The sequence below is a fragment of the Sphingopyxis sp. genome, from assembly GCF_016463645.1.
Taxonomy (GTDB): Bacteria; Pseudomonadota; Alphaproteobacteria; order Sphingomonadales; family Sphingomonadaceae; genus Sphingopyxis.
The window spans coordinates 1-19,209 of the sequence record NZ_JAEMQX010000072.1 but is presented as its reverse complement, the minus strand read 5'-3'; the positions used below and the strand labels follow the sequence as shown (position 1 = coordinate 19,209).

Here is a 19,209-nt window from a genome sequence, read left to right as displayed (position 1 = left end):
GAAGGCGGGAATGACGAATCGAGTTAGCCGATCTCGCCCCTGATCTCGTCTATCAACGCCTGCACCTTCGGCAGCCGCCCTTCCTCCTCATCCAGTATCGCGTGGAACGCCCGGCGCTTGATCGCCTTCAGCTCCTCGGCCGGCAGTGCGCCGTCACCGTTCACGCTGCTCGCGACAATGTCGATCAACCGGTCGGCACCGTGCAGCCGCCCCCACAGATAATCATTCTCGCGGTAGGCGCGGCTGAAGAAGGCGCCGAAGCTGTTGAATTCGACCCCCTTCAGCATCGCCGCCGCGCCGCCGGTACGGATTGCGGTCGCGTCGGACGGCGAGATGCGATCGATCTTGATCGGATCGAACTCGTCGAACCCCTCGCCCTGGAGCAACGGCAGCGTCGCGATGTCGTAAAAGGGGTAGCCCAGATAGGCGAACAGCATCGTCCGCCGGTCGTCCTTGGGCAGCTTGGCGAGCGCCGCCGCGATCACTTCGTCGGTTTCGGCATCGAGCGCGACGAGGTCGCGGCGCGCGGCGATCGCGTCGATCCACTGGCCGGGCTCGGTGTCGGCGGGCACGTCGAGATCGGCGAGCCAGGCGTCGCCCTCGCGCTCGAGATACTGGCCGAGCGCGGCGAAGATCGTCTCGCGCATTTCCTCGCACACGGGATCGCGCTTCTCGCGCGTCGCCTCGACCGACGCGTCGAGCTCGCGCGCAAGGAAACGCAGGCGGCGGATGCGGAAACCGAGGTCGTGGGTGCGGAAAAACTCGATCGCCGCGCTGCTTGCGCCCGTGCCCTTCCTGCCCGAAATCCGGTCGAGCCCGCGCGCGCGCGCCTCGGTCCACATCGCGATGCGGCGGTTGACGACATGCACCGGTCCTTCGGGCGGGACCAGCCGGTCGACGATGTTCGCAAGCGCGTCGATCACGGCAGACAGCTTGAGATGGCCATAGGGCGCATAGGCGAAACCCGCGCGCGCCGCCGCCTGATCCTGCGCCTTCGCGCGCCATTTCGCGAGCCGCGCCGGGGTCGGCGTGTCGAGGAAGAAGGTCGTGCCGAACAGCGCCGCGACCTGTTCCTCGACCTCGACCTTCATCGCGTCGATGATGTGCTGCATGCGGCGGATACGCCGCGACATGCCCTCGATCATCTCGATATTCTCGCGGATCGGCTGCTCGCGCGGGATCGCCGACAGCGAACCGAGGATCGTCGGCAGAAAGCCCGGGAGCTGGCCCTGCTCGTCGGGCTCGCCCGGCTTGCCGATGCTGATCGCCTTATAATCCGGCTTCGGGTCGATATAGATGAAGCGACGGTCGATCTCGCGTCGCGCCGGACGCTGCTTGAGCGCCGCGATCGCGGGGCGGAAGGGCGCGTTCGCGAGCACCGCGCCGTCGATCAGCACACGGTCGGCGGGATCGCTGTCGGGGACGCGCGGTAGCTGCGCGCGGATGAAGGCGTCGCGCCCCGGCCATGCGACCCCGCGCTTTTCGAGCGCCGTATCGAGTTCACGCAACGTGAAGGGCGGAAAGGCGCCTGGAAAACTCGCGGTCGCGCGCGCGGCCGCGACGAGTCCCGGCACATCGTCGAGCCGCTTGCCCGCACGGCCGTTGTGCCGGAAATGCATCATCAACCGATGCTCCTGCTCGGTCACGCGCGGCGGGCTGTTGAGCGTCAATTGCTCCTTGTGCCCCGCGAAATCGGTCACCGACACGATCAGGTCGACGGGTTGCTCGGCGGGCACCAGCGGCGGTCCCTGCGGTGCCGCTTCCATCGCATCGAACGCGTCGAGGAGCAGGTTCGAAAAGGTCGCGCCGCCGAACGGCGGTTCGAACCAGCGCGCGCGCACGAAGCGCGACAGCTTGGCGCGCACCTCGTCCTGCGCGCCCTCGCCCACCGTGCGGTCGATGGCATTGCCGCGCCGCTTCATCGCCCAGCCCGCGATCGGCACCGCCCAGAATTTCGTCATCGCCGATAGCGGCCGCGCGTCGGGATCGAGCAGGCTGTCGACGTCGGCATCCTTCAGCCACAGCTCGGTCAGCGGATCGAGCGACTTGCCCGTCGCGAGCGCGCGCGCAAGGAAGATGCCGTTGATGCCGCCCGCGCTCGCCCCCGCGACGATATCGGGCAACACGCGCAGCCGCACGCTGCCCTGCGCGGCGATCGCCGCAAGCAGGTCGCGATAGACGCCGCCGGATCCGCCGATCGGCTCGCCGTCGTGAAAGGCGCGCGACGCCGCCGCGAGCCGCCAGATTTCCTTGGTGATGCCGTGCATATAGACGGCGAGGCTGATGCCGCCGTAGCAAATCAGGGCGAAGCGCAGTTCCTTTTCCCGCATTGCGAGGGTGATAGCGCGCTTTGCGAAGCCTGTCCCCTCTCCTGACATCAAAGCGCGACACGCCTTATCGCTTGCTTTTGCGAATAGTTAGCACTAGCGCGCGCTGCGAAAAGGGAGCTTTCCGAATGAATCGCAAATTCGTCCTCGCCGCGCTCGCCTGCACGGCGCTTTCCTCACCCGCCTTCGCACAGGACAATGCGCCCGCGACCGAAGCGGCAGAGGGCGAAGACGCGATCGTCGTCACCGCGGCGCGCACCATATTGCCGCCCAGCGCACTGCCGCTGACGATCGACATCATCGGCAAGGACAGCCTCGACCAGCAGCTCGCGATCTCGGGATCGGTCACCGACGCGGTCGCGACCCTGACCCCCAGCTTCTCGCCGACGCGCCAGAAGCTGTCGGGGGCGGGCGAAACGCTGCGCGGCCGCTCGCCGCTCTATGCGATCAACGGCATCCCGCAATCGACCCCGATGCGCGACGGCAGCCGCGACGGCTTCACGATCGACGGCTTTTTCGTCGACCGCGTCGAGCTGATCTACGGCTCGAACGCGCTGCAGGGCATCGGCGGCACCGGCGGCATCGTCAACCAGGTCACCGTCGGCGCGCCGAAGGAAGAAGGCATTTCGGGCCGCGCCCTGTTGCAGGGCACCGCCGACGACGGATTCAGCAAGGACGGCATCGGCGGCAAGATCGGTGGCCTGTTGCAGTACAAGACCGGCCGTTTCGACGCGACCTTTGGTGCCGCATTCGAAAAGCGGGGCGCTTTCTACGACGGTCAGGGCCGTCGCATCGGTATCAACCTGACGCAGGGCGAGACGCAGGATTCGAAGGCGCTCTCGCTCTTCGCGCGCGTCGGCTACGAGCTGTCGCCGACCGCGCGGCTCGACCTGATCGCGAGCCGTTTCGAGCTCAAGGGCGACGGCGATTATATCGCGGCCCCCGGCAACCGCACGTTCGATATCCCGACGAGCGCGGTGCGCGGCGACCCGCCGGGCAAGTCGGCGCAGAACCGCACCGAAAGCGTCGCGCTGTCGCTGACCGACACCGATCTGGGCGGCGGCAATTTCGTCAGCCAGATTTTCTTCAATCGCAGCCGCGACACGTTCGGCGGCGAGGTGGCAACACAGGCGACCTTCCAGGACCCGGCGCTCGCCCCCGTGGGCACATTGTTCGACCAGTCGCAGAACCGCAGCCGCAAACTGGGCGCCAAGCTCAGCTATGAACGCGCGGTTCCGGGGTTCGAGGATCTGACGCTCACGATCGGCTTCGACGCGCTCGTCGACAAGACCGAACAGGCGCTGATCGCCACGGGGCGCGTCTGGGTGCCGCCGAGCGATTTCCGCAGCCTCGCGCCCTTCGGGCAGGCGAACCTGAAGCTGTTCGACGGCGTTGTGCGTCTCGCCGGCGGTGTGCGCTGGGAAAATGTGACGATCAGGATCGACGATTACCGCACCCTCGCGTCGACCACCTTCCGCGCCTGCACGACGCCGCCCGCGGCACCGGTCACGCCGTGCGGCCTCGCCAGCTATGGCGGCGTCGAGGTAACCGGCGCCAAGCCCAAATTCGACGATGTGCTGATCAACGGCGGCGTGATCGTCGAGCCGTGGGAGGGCATCCGCGCTTACGCGAGCTATGCCGAGGGCTTCACGGTCCCCGACATCGGGCGCATCACCCGCGCCGTCAGCGAAACCGGCTTCTCGGTGAACTCGATCGGCATCGATCCGATCATTTCGAACAACCGCGAAATCGGCGTTGAAGTGAAGCGCGGCCCGCTCGATGCGTCGGCCGCCTATTTCTGGTCGTCGAGCGACAAGGGTCAATTGCTCATCGCGGGCATCGACCGCAATTTCGACGTCCAGCGTCTGCGCGTCGAACTTCAGGGCCTCGAACTCAATATCGGCGTCAGGTTGCCGATCGACGGGCTCAGGCTCAACGCCGGCTATGCCCATATCAAGGGCATGTTCGACAGCGACGCGTCGCGCGGCGCACCCGACGGCATCGTCGACACCGATCTCGACGGCGTGAACATCTCGCCCGACCGCCTGAACCTGTCGGCGAGCTACAACAAGGGGCCGGTATCGGCGCTCGTCCAGACACAATTCCATCTGTCACGCACCTTCCACGCCGAGCCCGGCAAACCCGTACCCGACCAGCGCAACAATTTCGGCGGCTATAACGTCACCGACGCCAGCGTCCGCTACCAGACCGCGTTCGGCGGGCTGAGCCTGTCGGTGCAGAATCTGTTCGACAAATTCTATATCGACTATTCGAGCGACACGCGGCTTCCGACCGACAATCTCGCCTTCTTCGCGGGCCGCGGCCGGACCTTCACGCTCGGCTGGGACTTCCGGTTCTAAGCCGTGATGAAGCTGCTCGACACGCTGCACCGCTGGACGGGGGGCCTGATCGGCCTCGTGCTCGCGCTCATGGGGCTGTCGGGCACGATCCTGCTCTACGAGCATCTGTGGATCGGGCTTCCGGGTACCGGCGACCCGCTGCGCGGCGATCTGACGACGGTCGCCGCGACCACCGAGAAACTGATGGCGATGCCGGACGCGCAGGGCATCATCTATGCCGACGAACGCTTCGGGCTGCACCAGTTGCGCTTCGGCAAGGATGCCGGTGCCTATGCCAGTCAGTCGGGCGAGATCGTCACGAACTGGGCAAGCCAGTGGGAGCGGCCCGAACTCTGGATCTTCGATTTCCACCATCATCTCTTCGCCGGCGACAATGGCGAGTGGGTGATCGGGATCGCCGGGCTCTGCGGGCTGTTCTTCGTGATCAGCGGCGTCATCCTGTGGTGGCGGACGCGCGGGACGTTCAGGCTCCGCCTGTGGCCGAAGCGGATGAGCCGCCCGTCGATCGTGATGCACCACCGCGACCTCGGCATCATCGCCGCGCCGCTGCTGCTGATTTCGATCGTCACCGGCACGATGATGATCTTCCGCCCGTTCGCCATGGTGATGATCGCGCCCTTCGGTTCGCCGGCCGAGGCCGCGAAAGCGATCGAACCGCCGAAATACAAGGGCGGTCCGCTCGCCGGGAAGCCCGACTACCAGGCGATGCTGACCGAGGCGCGGCGGCGCTTTCCCGACGCCGAATTCCGCATCCTCAGCCTGCCGCGCAAATCGGGCGACCCGATCATGCTGCGGATGCGGCAGCAAGCCGAGTGGCTTCCGAACGGCCGTTCGACGCTTTGGTTCGACGCCGCTACCGGCGAGGTGCTCGGCGCGCGCGACGCGCTCGCGATGCCGGGCGGCGCGCAAGCGTTCAACATGGCCTTTCCGATCCACGCATCGAAGGTAGGCGGCTGGAGCTGGCGCATCGTGATGACGATCTCGGGTCTGTCGATGGCGATGCTCGGCAGCTTCGCGGTCTGGACCTTCTGGTTCCGGCGGCCCAAACCGGTGAAGCGCCCAGCGAAGAAGGCGGCGCTGGCCACATCGTGAACAGCTCGTCGCCCCGGATCTGATCCGGGGTTCGCATAAGCGGATACCGGATCGGGTCCGGTAGGACGAACGAATGGAAGCCGGCCGGCACCACACCGCTTTCCTATTTTACCGGCAGCCCTATATCCTGCCCGACCCATGACCCGCGCCCGCGTCCTCCTCCTGACCGCCGCCCTCGGCCCGCTCGACTATCGCGTCCCGCGCGAAAGCGAAGCGCCGCTGGGCAGCGTCGTCGTCGCGCCGCTCGGGCCGCGCCGGCTCGGCGGCGTGGTGTGGGAGGACGCGAGCTTCGGCGCGCCCGAGGCGGTCGGCGACAATCGCCTCCGCAACCTCTACGAGGTCGTCCCCGTACCCCCAATCGCGGCACCGCTGCGCCGCCTCGTCGAATGGACGAGCGACTATTATCTCAGCCCTCCGGGATCGGTGCTGCGCATGGTGCTGCCGGGCGCCGCCTTCGCCGACGCCCGCCGTCCGATCGTAGAATATCGCGCCACCGGCGAGCTCCCGGCACGGATGACGCCGCAGCGGACGGTGGCGCTCGAAAAGATCGGCGCACGGCAGGGGCTCGTGCGCGAACTCGCCGCAATCGCCGAAGTCAGCGACGCGGTGATCCGCGGGCTCGTGAATACCGGCGCGCTCGAGGCAGTGAGCGTTTCGGCCGACCAGCCCTATCCCGAGCCCGACCCCGCCTTCGCGCCGCCCGATCTGTCCGATGAGCAGACGGCGGCCGCCGGGCAATTGCGCGAGGCCGTCGCCGCCGCGAAGTTCGAGACCTTGCTGCTCGACGGCGTTACGGGGTCCGGAAAGACCGAAGTCTATATGGAGGCGATCGCCGCCGCGATCGACACGGGAAAACAGGCGCTCGTGCTCCTCCCCGAAATCGCGCTCACCGAACCAATGCTGACGCGCTTCGCGGCGCGCTTCGGCTGCGAGCCCGTCGCATGGCACTCGGGGCTGCGCTCGACCGAGCGTCGCCGCGCCTGGCACAGCATCGCCGCGGGCGAGGCGAAGATTATCGTCGGCGCGCGCTCGGCGCTCTTCCTGCCCTATGCGAAGCTCGGCGTCATCGTCGTCGACGAGGCGCACGAGACGAGCTTCAAGCAGGAGGATGGCGTCCACTATCACGCCCGCGACGTCGCGGTGATGCGTGGGCATTTCGAGGGCCTGCCCGTCATCCTCGCAAGCGCGACTCCCGCGCTCGAAAGCCTCGCGATGGTCGAGGCCGGGCGCTATCGCCACATCGTCCTCCCCGCGCGCTACGGCGGCGCGACCCTGCCCGATCTCGCGGCGATCGACATGCGGCAGGATCCGCCCGACCGCGGCCGCTGGCTCGCGCCGCCGCTCGTCGACGCGCTCGCCGATCGTCTCGCGAAGGGCGAGCAAAGCCTGCTCTTCCTCAACCGCCGAGGCTTCGCGCCCCTGACCCTGTGCCGCACCTGCGGCCACCGCATCCAGTGTCCGAACTGCACCGCGTGGATGGTCGAGCACCGGCTCGTCCACCGCCTCGCCTGCCATCATTGCGGCCATGTGATGCCGCCGCCGCGGCTTTGTCCCGAATGCGAGGACGAGGACAGCCTCGTCGCCTGCGGCCCCGGGGTCGAGCGCGTCGCCGACGAGGTCGCGCTGCGTTTCCCCGAGGCGCGCGTCGCCATCGTCACCTCGGACACGCTCTGGTCGCCCGCGAAGGCGGCCGAGTTCGTGGGCAATGTCGAGGGCGGACTGGTCGACATCATCATCGGTACGCAGCTCGTCACCAAGGGCTATCATTTCCCGAACCTCACCCTCGTCGGCGTCGTCGACGCCGATCTCGGGCTCGACGGCGGCGACCTGCGCGCCTCCGAGCGCACCTTCCAGCAGATCGCGCAGGTCGCGGGACGTGCGGGGCGCGGCGTGAAATCCGGCGAGGTGCTGATCCAGACGCGCGTTCCCGACGCGCCGGTAATGGCGGCGCTCGTCGCGAACGACCGCGACGGATTTTATGCGGCGGAGGCCGCGGCGCGCAAATTCGCCGGCGCGCCGCCCTATGGCCGTTTCGCAGCGCTCGTCATCTCGTCGGAGGATATCGAGGTCGCGCGCGGACAGGCGCAGCGGCTGGGACAAAAAGCGCCGGTCGCCGACGGCCTCGCCGTCTATGGCCCCGCGCCCGCCCCGCTTGCGATGCTGCGTGGTCGCCACCGCTTCCGCCTGCTGCTCCACGCGCCGCGCAGCTTCGATCTGCAGGGGGCGATCCGCGACTGGGTGAACAGCGTCGAATGGTCGTCGAAGGCGCGGCTCGCGATCGACATCGATCCCTATAGTTTCGTCTGATCGCTCAGGACTTTACACTCCGGCGATACCCTGCCAGCATAAGGGAAGTAAAGCTGGGGGGGCTTTCATGATCAGGATATTGGCCGCGGCGGCGGCAATGGCCGCTGCACTTATCGCAACTGTAGCCGAAGCACGCTGGCTGCGTGCGGAAACGGACAGTTTCATCATCTACAGCGAGGGCAACGAAAAATCGTTGCGCGAATTCGCCTCTACGCTCCAGCGTTTTGACGTCGCGCTGCGCCTGCTGCTCGAGGTCAAGGAACAGGGCGAATCCAACCGCCTGCCCATCTACCTGCTCGCCTCGACCGGCGAGGTCGCCAAACTCTACACCGGATCGCGCTCTTCTTCCTTCGTCGGCTTCTATCGGACCGAACGAGACGGCAGCTTTGCGGTATCGCATCGGGAAAATGGGGGACGCTCTCGCGGCACTTCAGCCTCGCAGGAAACGCTGTTCCACGAATATGCGCATCATTTCATGAAGCGCTATCGCACGGGCGCCTATCCGGCATGGATCATCGAGGGATTCGCCGAATATTATTCGACCATCGATTTCGACAGGGACGGCAGGGCGCTGATCGGCAAGCCCGCATATGGCCGCCAATATGGCCTTGTTCAATTGCCGCAGATTCCGGTCGAGACACTTTTGGCGACCGATCCCCATTCGTTGAAAACGGTCGGCCAGGTCGATGTCTATTACGGCCGCGCCTGGCTTCTGACCCATATGCTGTTCCACGACGCGCCGCGCGAGGGGCAACTCGTCGCCTATGCGCGCGCGATCAATGCAGGCACCGAAGCCGGGCAGGCGGCGCGCCAGGCGTTCGGCGATCTCGATCAACTCGACAAGGATCTCGCGGCCTATCTCCGGCGTCCGCTCAACTATCGCATCACCAAGGACGCGATTCCTGTTCCCACCAATATCTCCGTGACGGCATTGCCTCCCGGCGAGGATGCCGTGATTCCCCTGCGGCTCGCTCGGCTTAGCGCCCGCCCAGGCGATGATAGCCTCGCGGTCCGCGACAGCCTGCTGGGCCTCACGAAAGCACATGCGGGCGATGCCGCGGTCTGGTTCGAATATGCCGCCGCGGAATGGGCTCTCGACAAGGACGCCCGTGATCTCGCCGCAGTCCGCAGCGCGCTCGATCGCGTGATCGCGATCAAGCCCGATCATGTTCGCGGCAACGTCCTGCTCGGCGAACTATCGATGCACGAACTCGACATGAAGGGCGATTATTCGGATGCAAGCTGGCAAAAGGCGCGCGAACCGGTTGCCCTGGCGAACAGGACCGATCCGGATGATCCGCTGCCGCTCTACGTCTATTTCCAGAGCTTCATCGATCAGGGCAAGATACCTCCCGATATTGCGATACAGGGGCTCGAACAGGCTTTCCGGCTTGCACCGGAAAACATCGAGATGCGGGTCGCCCATGCGTTCGCGCTCGCCAACCGGGGCCAGTTCACGTCGGCGATAAGGCTGGCGCAATCGATCGCGTTCGACCCGCATATGGGTGCGCAAGCGCGACCGCTCCTCGAACAATTGCTGCGAATGCGCGACCAGCGTTACGGCGGGCGTTCGACCGACGCGGCGGAATAGCGTCGGTCAATAATCGGGCTCGGCGCCGCCCAGCACCTGCCCGGCCTGCGCCGTGAGCCACGCCATCGCCGCCGCCCAGGGCTGATGCCCGTGGCTGATCCGCGCGACGCCGAGCGCGGCGAGTTCGCCGTGCGTCGGGCCGCCCTTGCCGCGGAGGATGTTCACGGGCAGCGGCGAGCCCTCGCAGATCGCACCGATGCATTCGGGGTCGAGCAGGAAGGGCACGAACAGTGAGCCCGCCCCCGCATCGGCATAGGCACGCGCGCGTTCGAGCGTCGCGGCGACGAGCGCGTCGCCGTCCTTTGCCGCGTCGGCCCCGCGAAATGTGTCGCAGCGCGCGTTGACGAAGATTCCGGTATCGGCGGCCGCCCGGTACCGCGCGACCGCTTCGGCGACCGGAAGCAGTTCGTTCGCGCCGGGGAGCCGGTCCTCCATATTGATCCCCGCGGCGCCCGCCGCCTTCGCGCGGCCCACCGAGACGCCGACCGCCGCCGGATCGGCGCCATAGCCCGATTCCATGTCGATCGTGACCGGCAGGTCGGTGACCGACAGGATTCGCTCCAGATTCTCGAAGACATCCTCGATCGGGAAATCCTCGCCATCGGCACGTCCCTGCGCACCGGCGACGCCGAAGCTGCCCGTCGCGATCGCCTTCGCACCCGCGGCGGCAACCGCCCTTGCGCTTCCCGCGTCCCAGATGTTGACGAGAATCAGCGGATTGCCTGGAACATGCAGCGCGCGAAAGGCAGCAATCTTGTCGGTCATTCTCTCTTCTCCTCGTCGACGGTTTGGAAACACAGGGGCGATAAACGGCCAACCTTCAACCGGTTGATGCTTCGTTCACGATTGATATAGTCGCCCCGCGAAAATTTACCGGGGAAATCAAATGATCGCATTTCTGAACACCGCCTTGCGCGGCGGCCTTGCCGTTGCGCTGCTTGCCTTGAGCAGCATAGCCCACGCCGAATGGTGGGAAGCCGAAACCAGCCATTTCATCATCACCTCCGAAAGTCCGAAAGACGATGTAGAGCGTTTTGCGACGCGGCTCGAACGGTTCGACAACGCGCTGCGCTATATGCAGGGGCTTCCGATACCGGGACCCGATATCGGCCGGTCGAACAAGGTTCGCGTCTACCGCTTCGGCGAAATCGCCGACATCGGCCGCCTCGCCGGCAGCGCCGGCGTCGCCGGCTTCTACATCCCGCGCGCCGGGGCGGCCGTGTCGTTCGTTCCGGCGGTCGAGGAACAGCGCGACCGCTTCAGCCGCCATCTCGACCAGCGGGAGATCAACCAGAAGACGGCGCTGACCGCCGAGGGCATATTGTTCCACGAATATGTGCATCATTTCATGCTGCAGAAATTCAGCACGGCCTATCCGCACTGGTATGTCGAAGGCTTTGCCGAACTTTATGGCACGCTCGAACTGCTCGACAATGGCGCCTTCCGCGTCGGCAACGTCCCGCAACACCGCGGGGAAGACCTGTTCGAACTGCCCGGCATCCGGCTGACGCGCCTGTTCGATCACAACAAGCGGCTCGACGGGCAGGAATATTACCAGTCCTATTCGTTCGGCTGGATGATCGCGCACTACCTCAACTTCAACAAGGAGAGGCAGGGACAGCTCGCCCAGTATCTGAAGGCGCTGAACGCCGGCGAAGACAGTCTGACCGCCGCCCAACGCGCGTTCGGGGACCTCGACAAGCTGCAGGGCGAACTCCGCAAATACAAGAGCGGCCCGTTTCCGACGCTCGACGTCAGGCCGACCAATTATGTCGCGCCGAAAGTCGATATCCGGCGTCTGACACCTGGCGAGGAAGCCGTCATCGAAGCGCATATCCGCACCCAGCGCGGCGTGTCCGAACGCCAGGCGCGCACCGTCGCGAGCCAGGTGGACGGCATGGACGCGAAATATCCCGACAGCCTGCCGGTGCAGCTGATGACGGGGGAAGCCTATGTCGACGCGCGGGAGTTTGCGAAGGCGGAAACGGCGCTGAAGCGCGCGGTCGTTCTGGATCCGCAATCGGAGGACGCGCAGGTACTGATGGGCGGTCTGTTCATGACGCGCGCAGACAAGGAAAAGAATCCGGCCCTCTATGCCTCGGCACGCAAATGGTTCGCCGAGGCATACCGGCTCGATCCCAAGGATCCGCGCGCCGCGATCGGCTATTATATGTCCTTCTACGAGGCGAAGGAACCGATCCCCGAACCGGCGATCATCGCGCTGGAAAGCGTGTTCGAATATTCGTCCTATGACGATGGCTACCGTATGGTTCTCGCGCGCCAGTTGCTCGATGAGAACAAGGGCAAGCTGGCGCGGTCGATCCTCGCGCCGCTCGCCTTTTCGAGCCACAAGCAGGAGAAGGCGAACAAGGTCGCCAAGGTGGTCGACGAAATCGACGCCGGCCAGATCGAGGCGGCGCGTACCACCATGGCGGGCATTTTTGCCGACCAGGAGAAAGAGGACAGCTGACGGCGTCGCGCTGTCATCGGTTGGCGCCGGGCCGTATTTTGCACTGCCCGGCGCCACCCTGGCTCAGCGCCCTTCGCGCTTCAGCAACTCTTCCTTGATCGGCAGGCCATAGGCATAGCCGCCGAGCGAGCCGTCGCTGCGCAACACGCGGTGGCACGGGATCAGCACCGCCACGTTATTTGCGCCATTGGCGCTCCCCGCCGCCCGGACCGCCTTTGGCTTGCCGACCGCGGCGGCGATATCCGAATAGCTTCGCGTCTCGCCCGCCGGAATCCTGCGGAGTTCGCGCCAGACGGCTTCCTGAAAGGCGGTACCCTTCACGTCGATCGGAATATGGTCGAAACCGTTCACCGGCGCCTCGACCGCGTCGACGACCTGCTTTAGCAGCGCCTCGAACTCCGCCCCGCCTTCGATCAGTTCGGCTGCGGGAAACCGCTCCTCAAGCGCCTCGCGTCCTTCGTCGAAGCTCAGGCGGCACACGCCCTTTGTCGTTGCGGCGACGAGCATCGCGCCGAGGCTCGTGGGCACGACCGCCCAGTGGATCGTCGCGCCCTTGCCGCCATTCACCCACGCCGAAGCCGTCATACCCATGCGTCCCTCCATATTCTCGTAAAAGCGCGATGGCCCCGAAAAGCCCGCGTCGTAAATCGCGTCGGTTACCCGATTGCCGTCGCTCAGCGCCTGCCGTGCACGCTCTTCGCGCAGGGCGCGGGCATAGGTGGCGGGCGACAGGCCGGTGTGGCGGGTGAAGACGCGCTGGAAATGCGTCGGCGAATAGCCGGTGCGGTTCGCGAGGTCGGCAAGCGCGAGCGGCTCCTCGCTCGCCTTGATCGCCTGGATCGCGGCAAGCACCGCGCCCTCGTCGCGCGCGACGTCATCGGGCAGGCAGCGCTTGCACGGCCGAAGGCCCGTCTCTCTCGCCGCACCGCCGTCGGTGAAAAAGCGCACATTCTCGCGCAGCGGATGCCGCGCGGCGCAGCTCGGCCGGCAATAGATGCCGGTCGTGAGCACGCCGGTCACGAAGCGCCCGTCGAGCGCGCGATCGCGGCGCAGCACCGCCGCCCAGCGATCGTCGTCGGTCATCAGATCGCTGCTCATGCCGCATCCCTTTCGATTCGCGCGGCGAAACAGCCATACGCGGCGTTGTGGGCATCGATATAGGAAATGCCCTTGTCGCCGAACAGGTCGCGGATCGCGCCATCGGCCTCGCCCGGACCCGCAAGTCGCGCGGTCCGCAGCATCCCCTCGGCGTCGAACGCGCGCAGCGCCAGCGGGCGGCCCTCGAACACCGGCGGCGTTTCGTCGCGCCAAGTCGCCGCTTCCACACCCGGCCGCACATAGATCGCATAGGCGCTGCGATACGGCGTCGCGACATCGTGGCTCGTGTGATGGAGCAGGATCAGCTCCTCGCCCGCCTTCGCATCCTCGAGGCTGATACGGCACGGAAAGCCGCGGTCCGCCGTAGCCGTCACGCGCCGCGCATTGATCGCGGCGAGTTCGGCATCGGTCATTGCGAACAGCGATGCGAAGCGATCGGCATCGAGGCCGGTAATCGCATAGGTCATCAGATCGTCCTTTCTCTTGGTGGCGACAGTGATGCCATGCCGCGATTCGAGGTGCGTCCCGATGCTTGCGTTCAAAGTTCCGGCGGCTAGGGTGCGCCGCATGACCCGCCTCCTTGCGCTGCTGCTCGCCCTCCTTGCCCTCACGCTTCCGGCACGCGCCGCCGACGATATCAGCGCGGCATCGCGCAGCGTCGTCCGCGTCGTCACCGTCGCGATGGTCGACGGCGAGGTCGTCGGCTTCGGCCATGGCAGCGGCATCGCCATCTCGCCGACACGGATCGTCACCAACGCGCATGTCGTCGAATCGGCTGCCAAATATCCGGACAATGTCGCGCTCGGCGTGGTGCCGTCCGAAGGGCAGAAGAGCTTCGCGGGCAAGCTGATCGCGATCGACACCGCGCGCGACCTCGCGCTGGTCGAGATCACCGAGGGCCGCCTGCCCGCCGCCGCCATCTACACCGGCCCGCTCGATTCGGGCGCCGAGGTCGTCGCGTTGGGCTATCCGGGCAATGTCGACCTTGCGACCGCGCGCAGCGCCAACGACTATATCACCCCGCGCACGCCGACGCGTAGCGAGGGCAATATGTCGAACCTGCAATCGGTCGACGGGGTCGCGATGCTGATCCACACCGCCAAGATCTCGCGCGGCAATTCGGGCGGCCCGCTCGTCGACCAGTGCGGCCGTATCGCCGGGATCAACACCGCGATCACGCGCGCCGACGACGGCGATTCGCCCTTCGCCTTCGCGATTGCCGGACGCGAGCTGCTGCGTTTCCTGGCCGACGCGGGCCAGCAATATACAAGCGTCGGCACGCCGTGCCTTTCGCTGGCCGAGGCCGACGCCCGCGACCGCGCCGCGCTCGACGCCGAAGCGCGTGCGAGCGCGGAAGCCAACGCCGCGAAGGACGCCGCCGCAAAGCTCGATCGCGAACGCAAGCTGGCGCGTGCCGAGGAGGAGGCGCTCGCCGCGCGCGAGAATCGCATCGCGCTCGCCGGGGTTTTGTTCGTGATCGGCGCGCTCGCCGCCGGTGCCGGGCTGCTCTTCTACAACCAGAAGAATTTGCGCAATGCGAAGATCGCGGGCGGCGCGGCTGCGGTGCTGGTGCTCGCCGCCGCGGTACTGTTCGCCACGCGCCCCGACGCCCACGCGGAACTCGCCGAGGAAGCGGCAGGGACGCCCGCGACCGAAACACCCAAGCTGGCGCAGGGCAATTTGCTCTGCACGATCCGCCCCGACCGCAGCCGTATCACCGTGTCGGCGACGACCGACGTACCGATCACCATCGGCAAGGGCGGCTGCGTCAACGGCCGCACCCAGTACACGCAGGGCGCCGACGACCGCTGGCAGCGCATCCTCGTACCGAACGAGGAGGCGACCGTCACCGTCGCATCGATCGATTCGGGGGGACGCGACTACCGTGTCGAACGCTATCTTCTCGACGCCGAAACGATGACGAAAGCGCGCGAGACGCGCGCGGCGATCACGCTCAGGAGCTGCACCGCCAATCCCGACGAGCTCGCCGGGCTCGCGGCGCAGCAGGACGCGATCCGCAGCGCGCTGCCCGCCACCCCCAACGAGCGGCTTGTCTATCACTGTCAGCCGGCGGGCGGCGCTGCGGCCAAAGCCCCGGCCGGCGGATGACCGTCAACCGAGCCCGTCCACCCAGCCGGTAAGAATCGCCTGCGCGGGCGCCGTATAGGCCAGCTCGTGCCCCGCGCCCGCAACCCGCGCCACCGTCGCATCGGGCCGTGCGCGAACGAGGCGCTCGAGATTGTCGGGCCGTACCAGCGTGTCGGTGTCTCCGTGCATCAGATAGACGGGCGCCTTCACGCGGGCGAGCTTCGATACATTGTCGAACCGGTCGCGCACCAGCCAGTGCGGAACGGGCGGCACCTGGCTTTTCACGACCGACGGCAGGTCGGACAGTCCCGAAACGAGCATCAGCGCCGCGACGTCGTGCCGCAGCGCCATTTCGGTCGCCGGGCCCGACCCGATGGAGTTGCCGACAACGACGATGTCGCGCGTCCCGACCCCGGCCTCGCCGAGCCAGCGCATCGCCGCTTCGCCATCGGCATAGAGACCGGCTTCGTCGGGCGAGCCGGGATTGCCGCCATAGCCGCGATATTCGACGAGCATCAGCCCGTGCCCCACCGCCGCGGGCCCGCGGGTGGCCTCGATCGCGCCCCGCATGTTGTCGCCATTGCCGTGGAAGAACAGGATCGTCTTCGCACCCGGTGCCGCGACGCGATAGAAGGCCGACAGACGCAAGCCGTCGGAGGTTTGCGTATGGACGAGCCGGAAGCCGGGCAGCGCTTCGCGCGGATAATCGTGCGGCACGGGGAAGAGTATCCGCCGCTGCTGCGTATAGAGGAGCGCCGTCGCCACCAGAAGAAGCACGAGGACGAAGACCAGCAGATTGAGCGCAAGCTTCATCGACTAGTCGAGTCCGAGCCGCTCGCGGATCAGCGTGGCGGCCGCCGCCGGTTCGACCACGCCCGTATCGATCTCGATCGCCGCGGCGGGCAGCGGCGGATAGGCGAAGGCTCCCTGCGCTTCGACGTCGCGCAGCAGCGCCAGCGACGACAATTTGCCGCTCGCCTGCCGCGACGGCGCTTCGACCCGCGCGGCGACCACATCGGGCGCGCAGCCCAGCGCAACGAAATCGACCCGCCCGCCCGCGGCCTCGACAAGCGCGACGACGCGCCCCGGAAAATCGGAGGCGACGCTCGCTTCGGGATGGAAGGTGAAGATCAGCGAACGGCCTTCGGTGGCCGCCGCGCGGAACACGTCCATCCACATCCGCTCGCGGAGCTCGACGAAAGCCGGGCTGCCGAACGGAAACACGGCGAGGAGCGCGTCGACGACGAGGTGATTGTGAAACAGCGGCAGGCCGGTGAGCGCCGCGAGCTCGCGCGCGACGGTCAGCTTGCCCGACGCAGCGGGGCCGTGGATGAAGACGAGCCTCAACCCCCGCAAGCCTTGAACAGCATCAGCGTGCGTTCGCGCGCCAGCTCGGCGCTCGGCTCGTGATAATCCTTGCGCCGGTCGCTGTTGAAACCATGCCCTGCTTCGTAAACGAACACTTGCGCGGCCGGATGGTCCATGGCGATCAGTGCCTCGACGCCCTCCATCGGGATGCCGTCGTCGTAGCGGCCGAAATGGGCGATCGCGGCGCAGGCGGGCGCCTCGTCCCTGAACATGGTCGGCACGAGGCTGCCGTAATAGGCCGACGAGGCCGCAAGATCGGGGCTGATCTGCGCCATTCGCCAAGCGACCGAGCCGCCATAGCAATAGCCGGTGATGAAGACGGAGCCTTTCGCCTTCAGCGCGTCGATGCACGTTTGCGCATCCTTCAGGCTCTGCTCGAACGGATGAAGCTCGCGCGCCAGCTGCACCGCGCGCTCGAAGCCGGGGCCCGAATAGTCGCTCTCGAACCCCGGATGCTCGCGGTCGAAGAGCGCGGGCGCCAGCACTTCATAGCCGTCTGCGGCATATTCGTCCGCCAGCTCGCGGATATGGTCGGTAACCCCGAAAATCTCCTGGACCAGCACCAGCCCGCCGCGGCGCTCGCCTTCCGCTTCGGCGTGATAGACCGCGATTTCAGCACCATCGTCCATCACCTTCCGGATCATCTCGCCCATCGCCCGTTCTTCCTCCACGCCCGTAATTTTCGGTTCTGCCGTCCCTATCGCAGCAGGGGCCAAAAGCAATCGCCGCACATCCTTGCATTGCAGCAAAATCGTTGCTACGCGCGCCCCGACTTTGCAGCGGGGGCATTTTCGGATGTCATCAAAAATCCGCGCAGCCATCCCCCTCGGGATCGTAGAAAAGGACTTTCGCGCGTGGAGAATTCCGGCGGCATTCAGGGCAACATCACGGCGGGCCTCGCGGGCCGTTATGCCAGCGCGCTGTTCGATCTGGCCCGCGAATCGAACGCGATCGACGCGGTGGCGAAGAGCCTCGCGACGCTGAAAGCCGGCCTCGCCGATTCGGCCGACCTTTCGAACCTGATCGCGAGCCCCGTCGTCGGCCGCGCCGACGCCGCGAACGCCATCGCCGCGGTCGCCAAGGCGCTGAAGCTCGATTCGCTGACCGCGAAGTTCCTCGGCGTGCTCGCCGAGAATCGCCGTCTCGCCGATCTGCCCGGCATGATCGGCGCCTTCGACGCGATCGTCGCCGATCACCGCGGCGAAGTGACCGCCAAGGTCACCAGCGCGCACCCGCTCACCGCCGAACAGGTGAAGTCGCTGACCGCGAACCTCAAATCCCGTGTCGGGCGCGACGTCACCGTCGCGACGACCGTCGATCCCGCCATTCTCGGCGGCCTCGTCGTCCAGCTGGGCAGCCAGCTGATCGACGGCAGCATCCGTACCCGTCTCAATAGCTTCGCACAGGCGATGAAAGGCTAAACCATGGAAATCCGCGCCGCTGAAATCAGCAAGGTCATCAAGGACCAGATCGCCAATTTCGGCACCGACGCAACGGTCAGCGAAATCGGTTCGGTTCTCTCGGTCGGCGACGGCATCGCCCGCGTCCACGGCCTCGACAATGTCCAGGCCGGTGAAATGGTCGAATTCGCCAACGGCGTGCAGGGCATGGCGCTCAACCTCGAAGCCGACAACGTCGGCATCGTGATCTTCGGCTCGGACGCCGAGATCAAGGAAGGCGACACCGTCAAGCGCACTGGCACGATCGTCGACGTCCCCGTCGGCAAGGGCCTGCTCGGCCGCGTCGTCGATGGCCTCGGCAATCCGATCGACGGCAAGGGCCCGATCAAGGCCGACAAGCGCATGCGCGTCGAAGTGAAGGCGCCCGGCATCATCCCGCGCACCTCGGTGCACGAACCCGTCCAGACCGGCCTCAAGGCGCTCGACGCGCTCGTCCCCGTCGGCCGCGGCCAGCGCGAACTGATCATCGGTGACCGTCAGACCGGCAAGACCGCCGTCGCGATCGACACCTTCATCAACCAGAAGCAGGCGAACGCCGGCGATGACGAGAGCAAGAAGCTCTACTGTATCTACGTCGCGGTCGGTCAGAAGCGTTCGACCGTCGCGCAGATCGTGCGTCAGCTCGAAGAAAATGGCGCGATGGAATATTCGATCGTCGTCGCCGCGACCGCGTCGGAGCCCGCTCCGCTGCAGTTCCTCGCGCCCTACACCGGCTGCACGATGGGCGAGTTCTTCCGCGACAACGGCATGCACGCCGTGATCGTCTATGATGACCTTTCGAAGCAGGCCGTAGCCTATCGCCAGATGTCGCTGCTGCTCCGCCGCCCGCCGGGCCGCGAAGCCTATCCCGGCGACGTTTTCTATCTCCACAGCCGCCTTCTCGAGCGCGCTGCGAAGATGAACGAGGACAATGGTTCGGGCTCGCTCACCGCGCTGCCGATCATCGAAACGCAGGCCGGCGACGTGTCGGCGTACATCCCGACCAACGTGATCTCGATCACCGACGGCCAGATCTTCCTCGAAACCAACCTGTTCAACGCCGGTATCC

Annotated in this window: 15 protein-coding genes; 8 read left to right on the top strand and 7 right to left on the bottom strand. The window is 66.5% G+C overall.

The window, feature by feature from the left end; all coding sequences use genetic code 11:
* Nucleotides 1-23: 23 nt before the first annotated feature.
* A complete protein-coding gene (locus JHC57_RS14595; protein WP_294030840.1) occupies nucleotides 24-2,330 on the bottom strand; it encodes a patatin-like protein in 2,307 nt (768 codons plus the stop codon).
* 125 nt (nucleotides 2,331-2,455) lie between these two features.
* Between JHC57_RS14595 and JHC57_RS14590 the strand changes: the two genes are divergently transcribed.
* The 4 genes from JHC57_RS14590 (at nucleotide 2,456) to JHC57_RS14575 (ending at nucleotide 9,677) form a co-directional block, all read left to right on the top strand.
* A complete protein-coding gene (locus JHC57_RS14590) occupies nucleotides 2,456-4,687 on the top strand; it encodes a TonB-dependent receptor (RefSeq protein ID WP_294030838.1) in 2,232 nt (743 codons plus the stop codon).
* 6 nt (nucleotides 4,688-4,693) lie between these two features.
* On the top strand, nucleotides 4,694-5,779 hold the full coding sequence (locus JHC57_RS14585; RefSeq protein WP_294030842.1) for a PepSY domain-containing protein: 1,086 nt from the start codon (nucleotides 4,694-4,696) through the stop codon (nucleotides 5,777-5,779).
* 138 nt (nucleotides 5,780-5,917) lie between these two features.
* Complete coding sequence (locus tag JHC57_RS14580; protein ID WP_294030836.1) at nucleotides 5,918-8,086, top strand: primosomal protein N'; 2,169 nt, start codon at nucleotides 5,918-5,920, stop codon at nucleotides 8,084-8,086.
* 67 nt (nucleotides 8,087-8,153) lie between these two features.
* A complete protein-coding gene (locus JHC57_RS14575) occupies nucleotides 8,154-9,677 on the top strand; it encodes a hypothetical protein (RefSeq protein ID WP_294030834.1) in 1,524 nt (507 codons plus the stop codon).
* Nucleotides 9,678-9,683: 6 nt separating this feature from the next.
* On the opposite strand, the gene JHC57_RS14570 is transcribed toward JHC57_RS14575, so the two are convergent.
* The gene (locus JHC57_RS14570; protein WP_294030833.1) at nucleotides 9,684-10,442 is read right to left on the bottom strand and encodes an isocitrate lyase/phosphoenolpyruvate mutase family protein; all 759 of its coding nucleotides are present in this window, start codon (nucleotides 10,440-10,442) and stop codon (nucleotides 9,684-9,686) included.
* 121 nt (nucleotides 10,443-10,563) lie between these two features.
* On the opposite strand from JHC57_RS14570, the gene JHC57_RS14565 reads away from it, so the two are divergent.
* Nucleotides 10,564-12,147 carry a hypothetical protein gene (locus tag JHC57_RS14565; RefSeq protein ID WP_294030832.1) on the top strand — a complete coding sequence of 528 codons (1,584 nt, stop codon included), beginning with the start codon at nucleotides 10,564-10,566 and terminating at the stop codon, nucleotides 12,145-12,147.
* A 63-nt stretch (nucleotides 12,148-12,210) separates the two neighbouring features.
* Here JHC57_RS14565 and ada read toward each other — a convergent pair whose 3' ends face one another.
* Together ada and JHC57_RS14555 are read right to left on the bottom strand one after the other, a co-directional pair.
* Nucleotides 12,211-13,245: a bifunctional DNA-binding transcriptional regulator/O6-methylguanine-DNA methyltransferase Ada gene (gene ada, locus JHC57_RS14560; protein ID WP_294030831.1), complete on the bottom strand. Its 1,035-nt coding sequence runs from the start codon at nucleotides 13,243-13,245 to the stop codon at nucleotides 12,211-12,213.
* Complete coding sequence (locus tag JHC57_RS14555) at nucleotides 13,242-13,814, bottom strand: DUF1203 domain-containing protein (protein WP_366928545.1); 573 nt, start codon at nucleotides 13,812-13,814, stop codon at nucleotides 13,242-13,244. The genes ada and JHC57_RS14555 overlap by 4 nt, the downstream gene beginning before the upstream one ends.
* On the opposite strand from JHC57_RS14555, the gene JHC57_RS14550 reads away from it, so the two are divergent.
* Nucleotides 13,813-15,354, top strand: coding sequence for a serine protease (locus tag JHC57_RS14550; protein WP_294030829.1), 1,542 nt, complete (start codon nucleotides 13,813-13,815; stop codon nucleotides 15,352-15,354). The genes JHC57_RS14555 and JHC57_RS14550 overlap by 2 nt on opposite strands.
* Nucleotides 15,355-15,357: 3 nt before the next feature.
* On the opposite strand, the gene JHC57_RS14545 is transcribed toward JHC57_RS14550, so the two are convergent.
* From JHC57_RS14545 to JHC57_RS14535, 3 genes are read right to left on the bottom strand one after another with little or no spacing between them, the layout of a single operon-like run.
* Nucleotides 15,358-16,146, bottom strand: coding sequence for an alpha/beta hydrolase (locus tag JHC57_RS14545; RefSeq protein ID WP_294030828.1), 789 nt, complete (start codon nucleotides 16,144-16,146; stop codon nucleotides 15,358-15,360).
* 3 nt (nucleotides 16,147-16,149) lie between these two features.
* Nucleotides 16,150-16,680: a shikimate kinase gene (locus JHC57_RS14540; RefSeq protein WP_294030827.1), complete on the bottom strand. Its 531-nt coding sequence runs from the start codon at nucleotides 16,678-16,680 to the stop codon at nucleotides 16,150-16,152.
* The gene (locus JHC57_RS14535) at nucleotides 16,677-17,354 is read right to left on the bottom strand and encodes a dienelactone hydrolase family protein (RefSeq protein WP_294030826.1); all 678 of its coding nucleotides are present in this window, start codon (nucleotides 17,352-17,354) and stop codon (nucleotides 16,677-16,679) included. The genes JHC57_RS14540 and JHC57_RS14535 overlap by 4 nt, the downstream gene beginning before the upstream one ends.
* A 201-nt stretch (nucleotides 17,355-17,555) precedes the next feature.
* Between JHC57_RS14535 and JHC57_RS14530 the strand changes: the two genes are divergently transcribed.
* Together JHC57_RS14530 and atpA are read left to right on the top strand one after the other, a co-directional pair.
* Complete coding sequence (locus JHC57_RS14530) at nucleotides 17,556-18,122, top strand: F0F1 ATP synthase subunit delta (protein ID WP_294030825.1); 567 nt, start codon at nucleotides 17,556-17,558, stop codon at nucleotides 18,120-18,122.
* 3 nt (nucleotides 18,123-18,125) lie between these two features.
* Nucleotides 18,126-19,209, top strand: a 1,084-nt coding sequence (gene atpA, locus JHC57_RS14525; RefSeq protein WP_294030824.1) for a F0F1 ATP synthase subunit alpha, incomplete at its 3' end; no start/stop codon positions are given.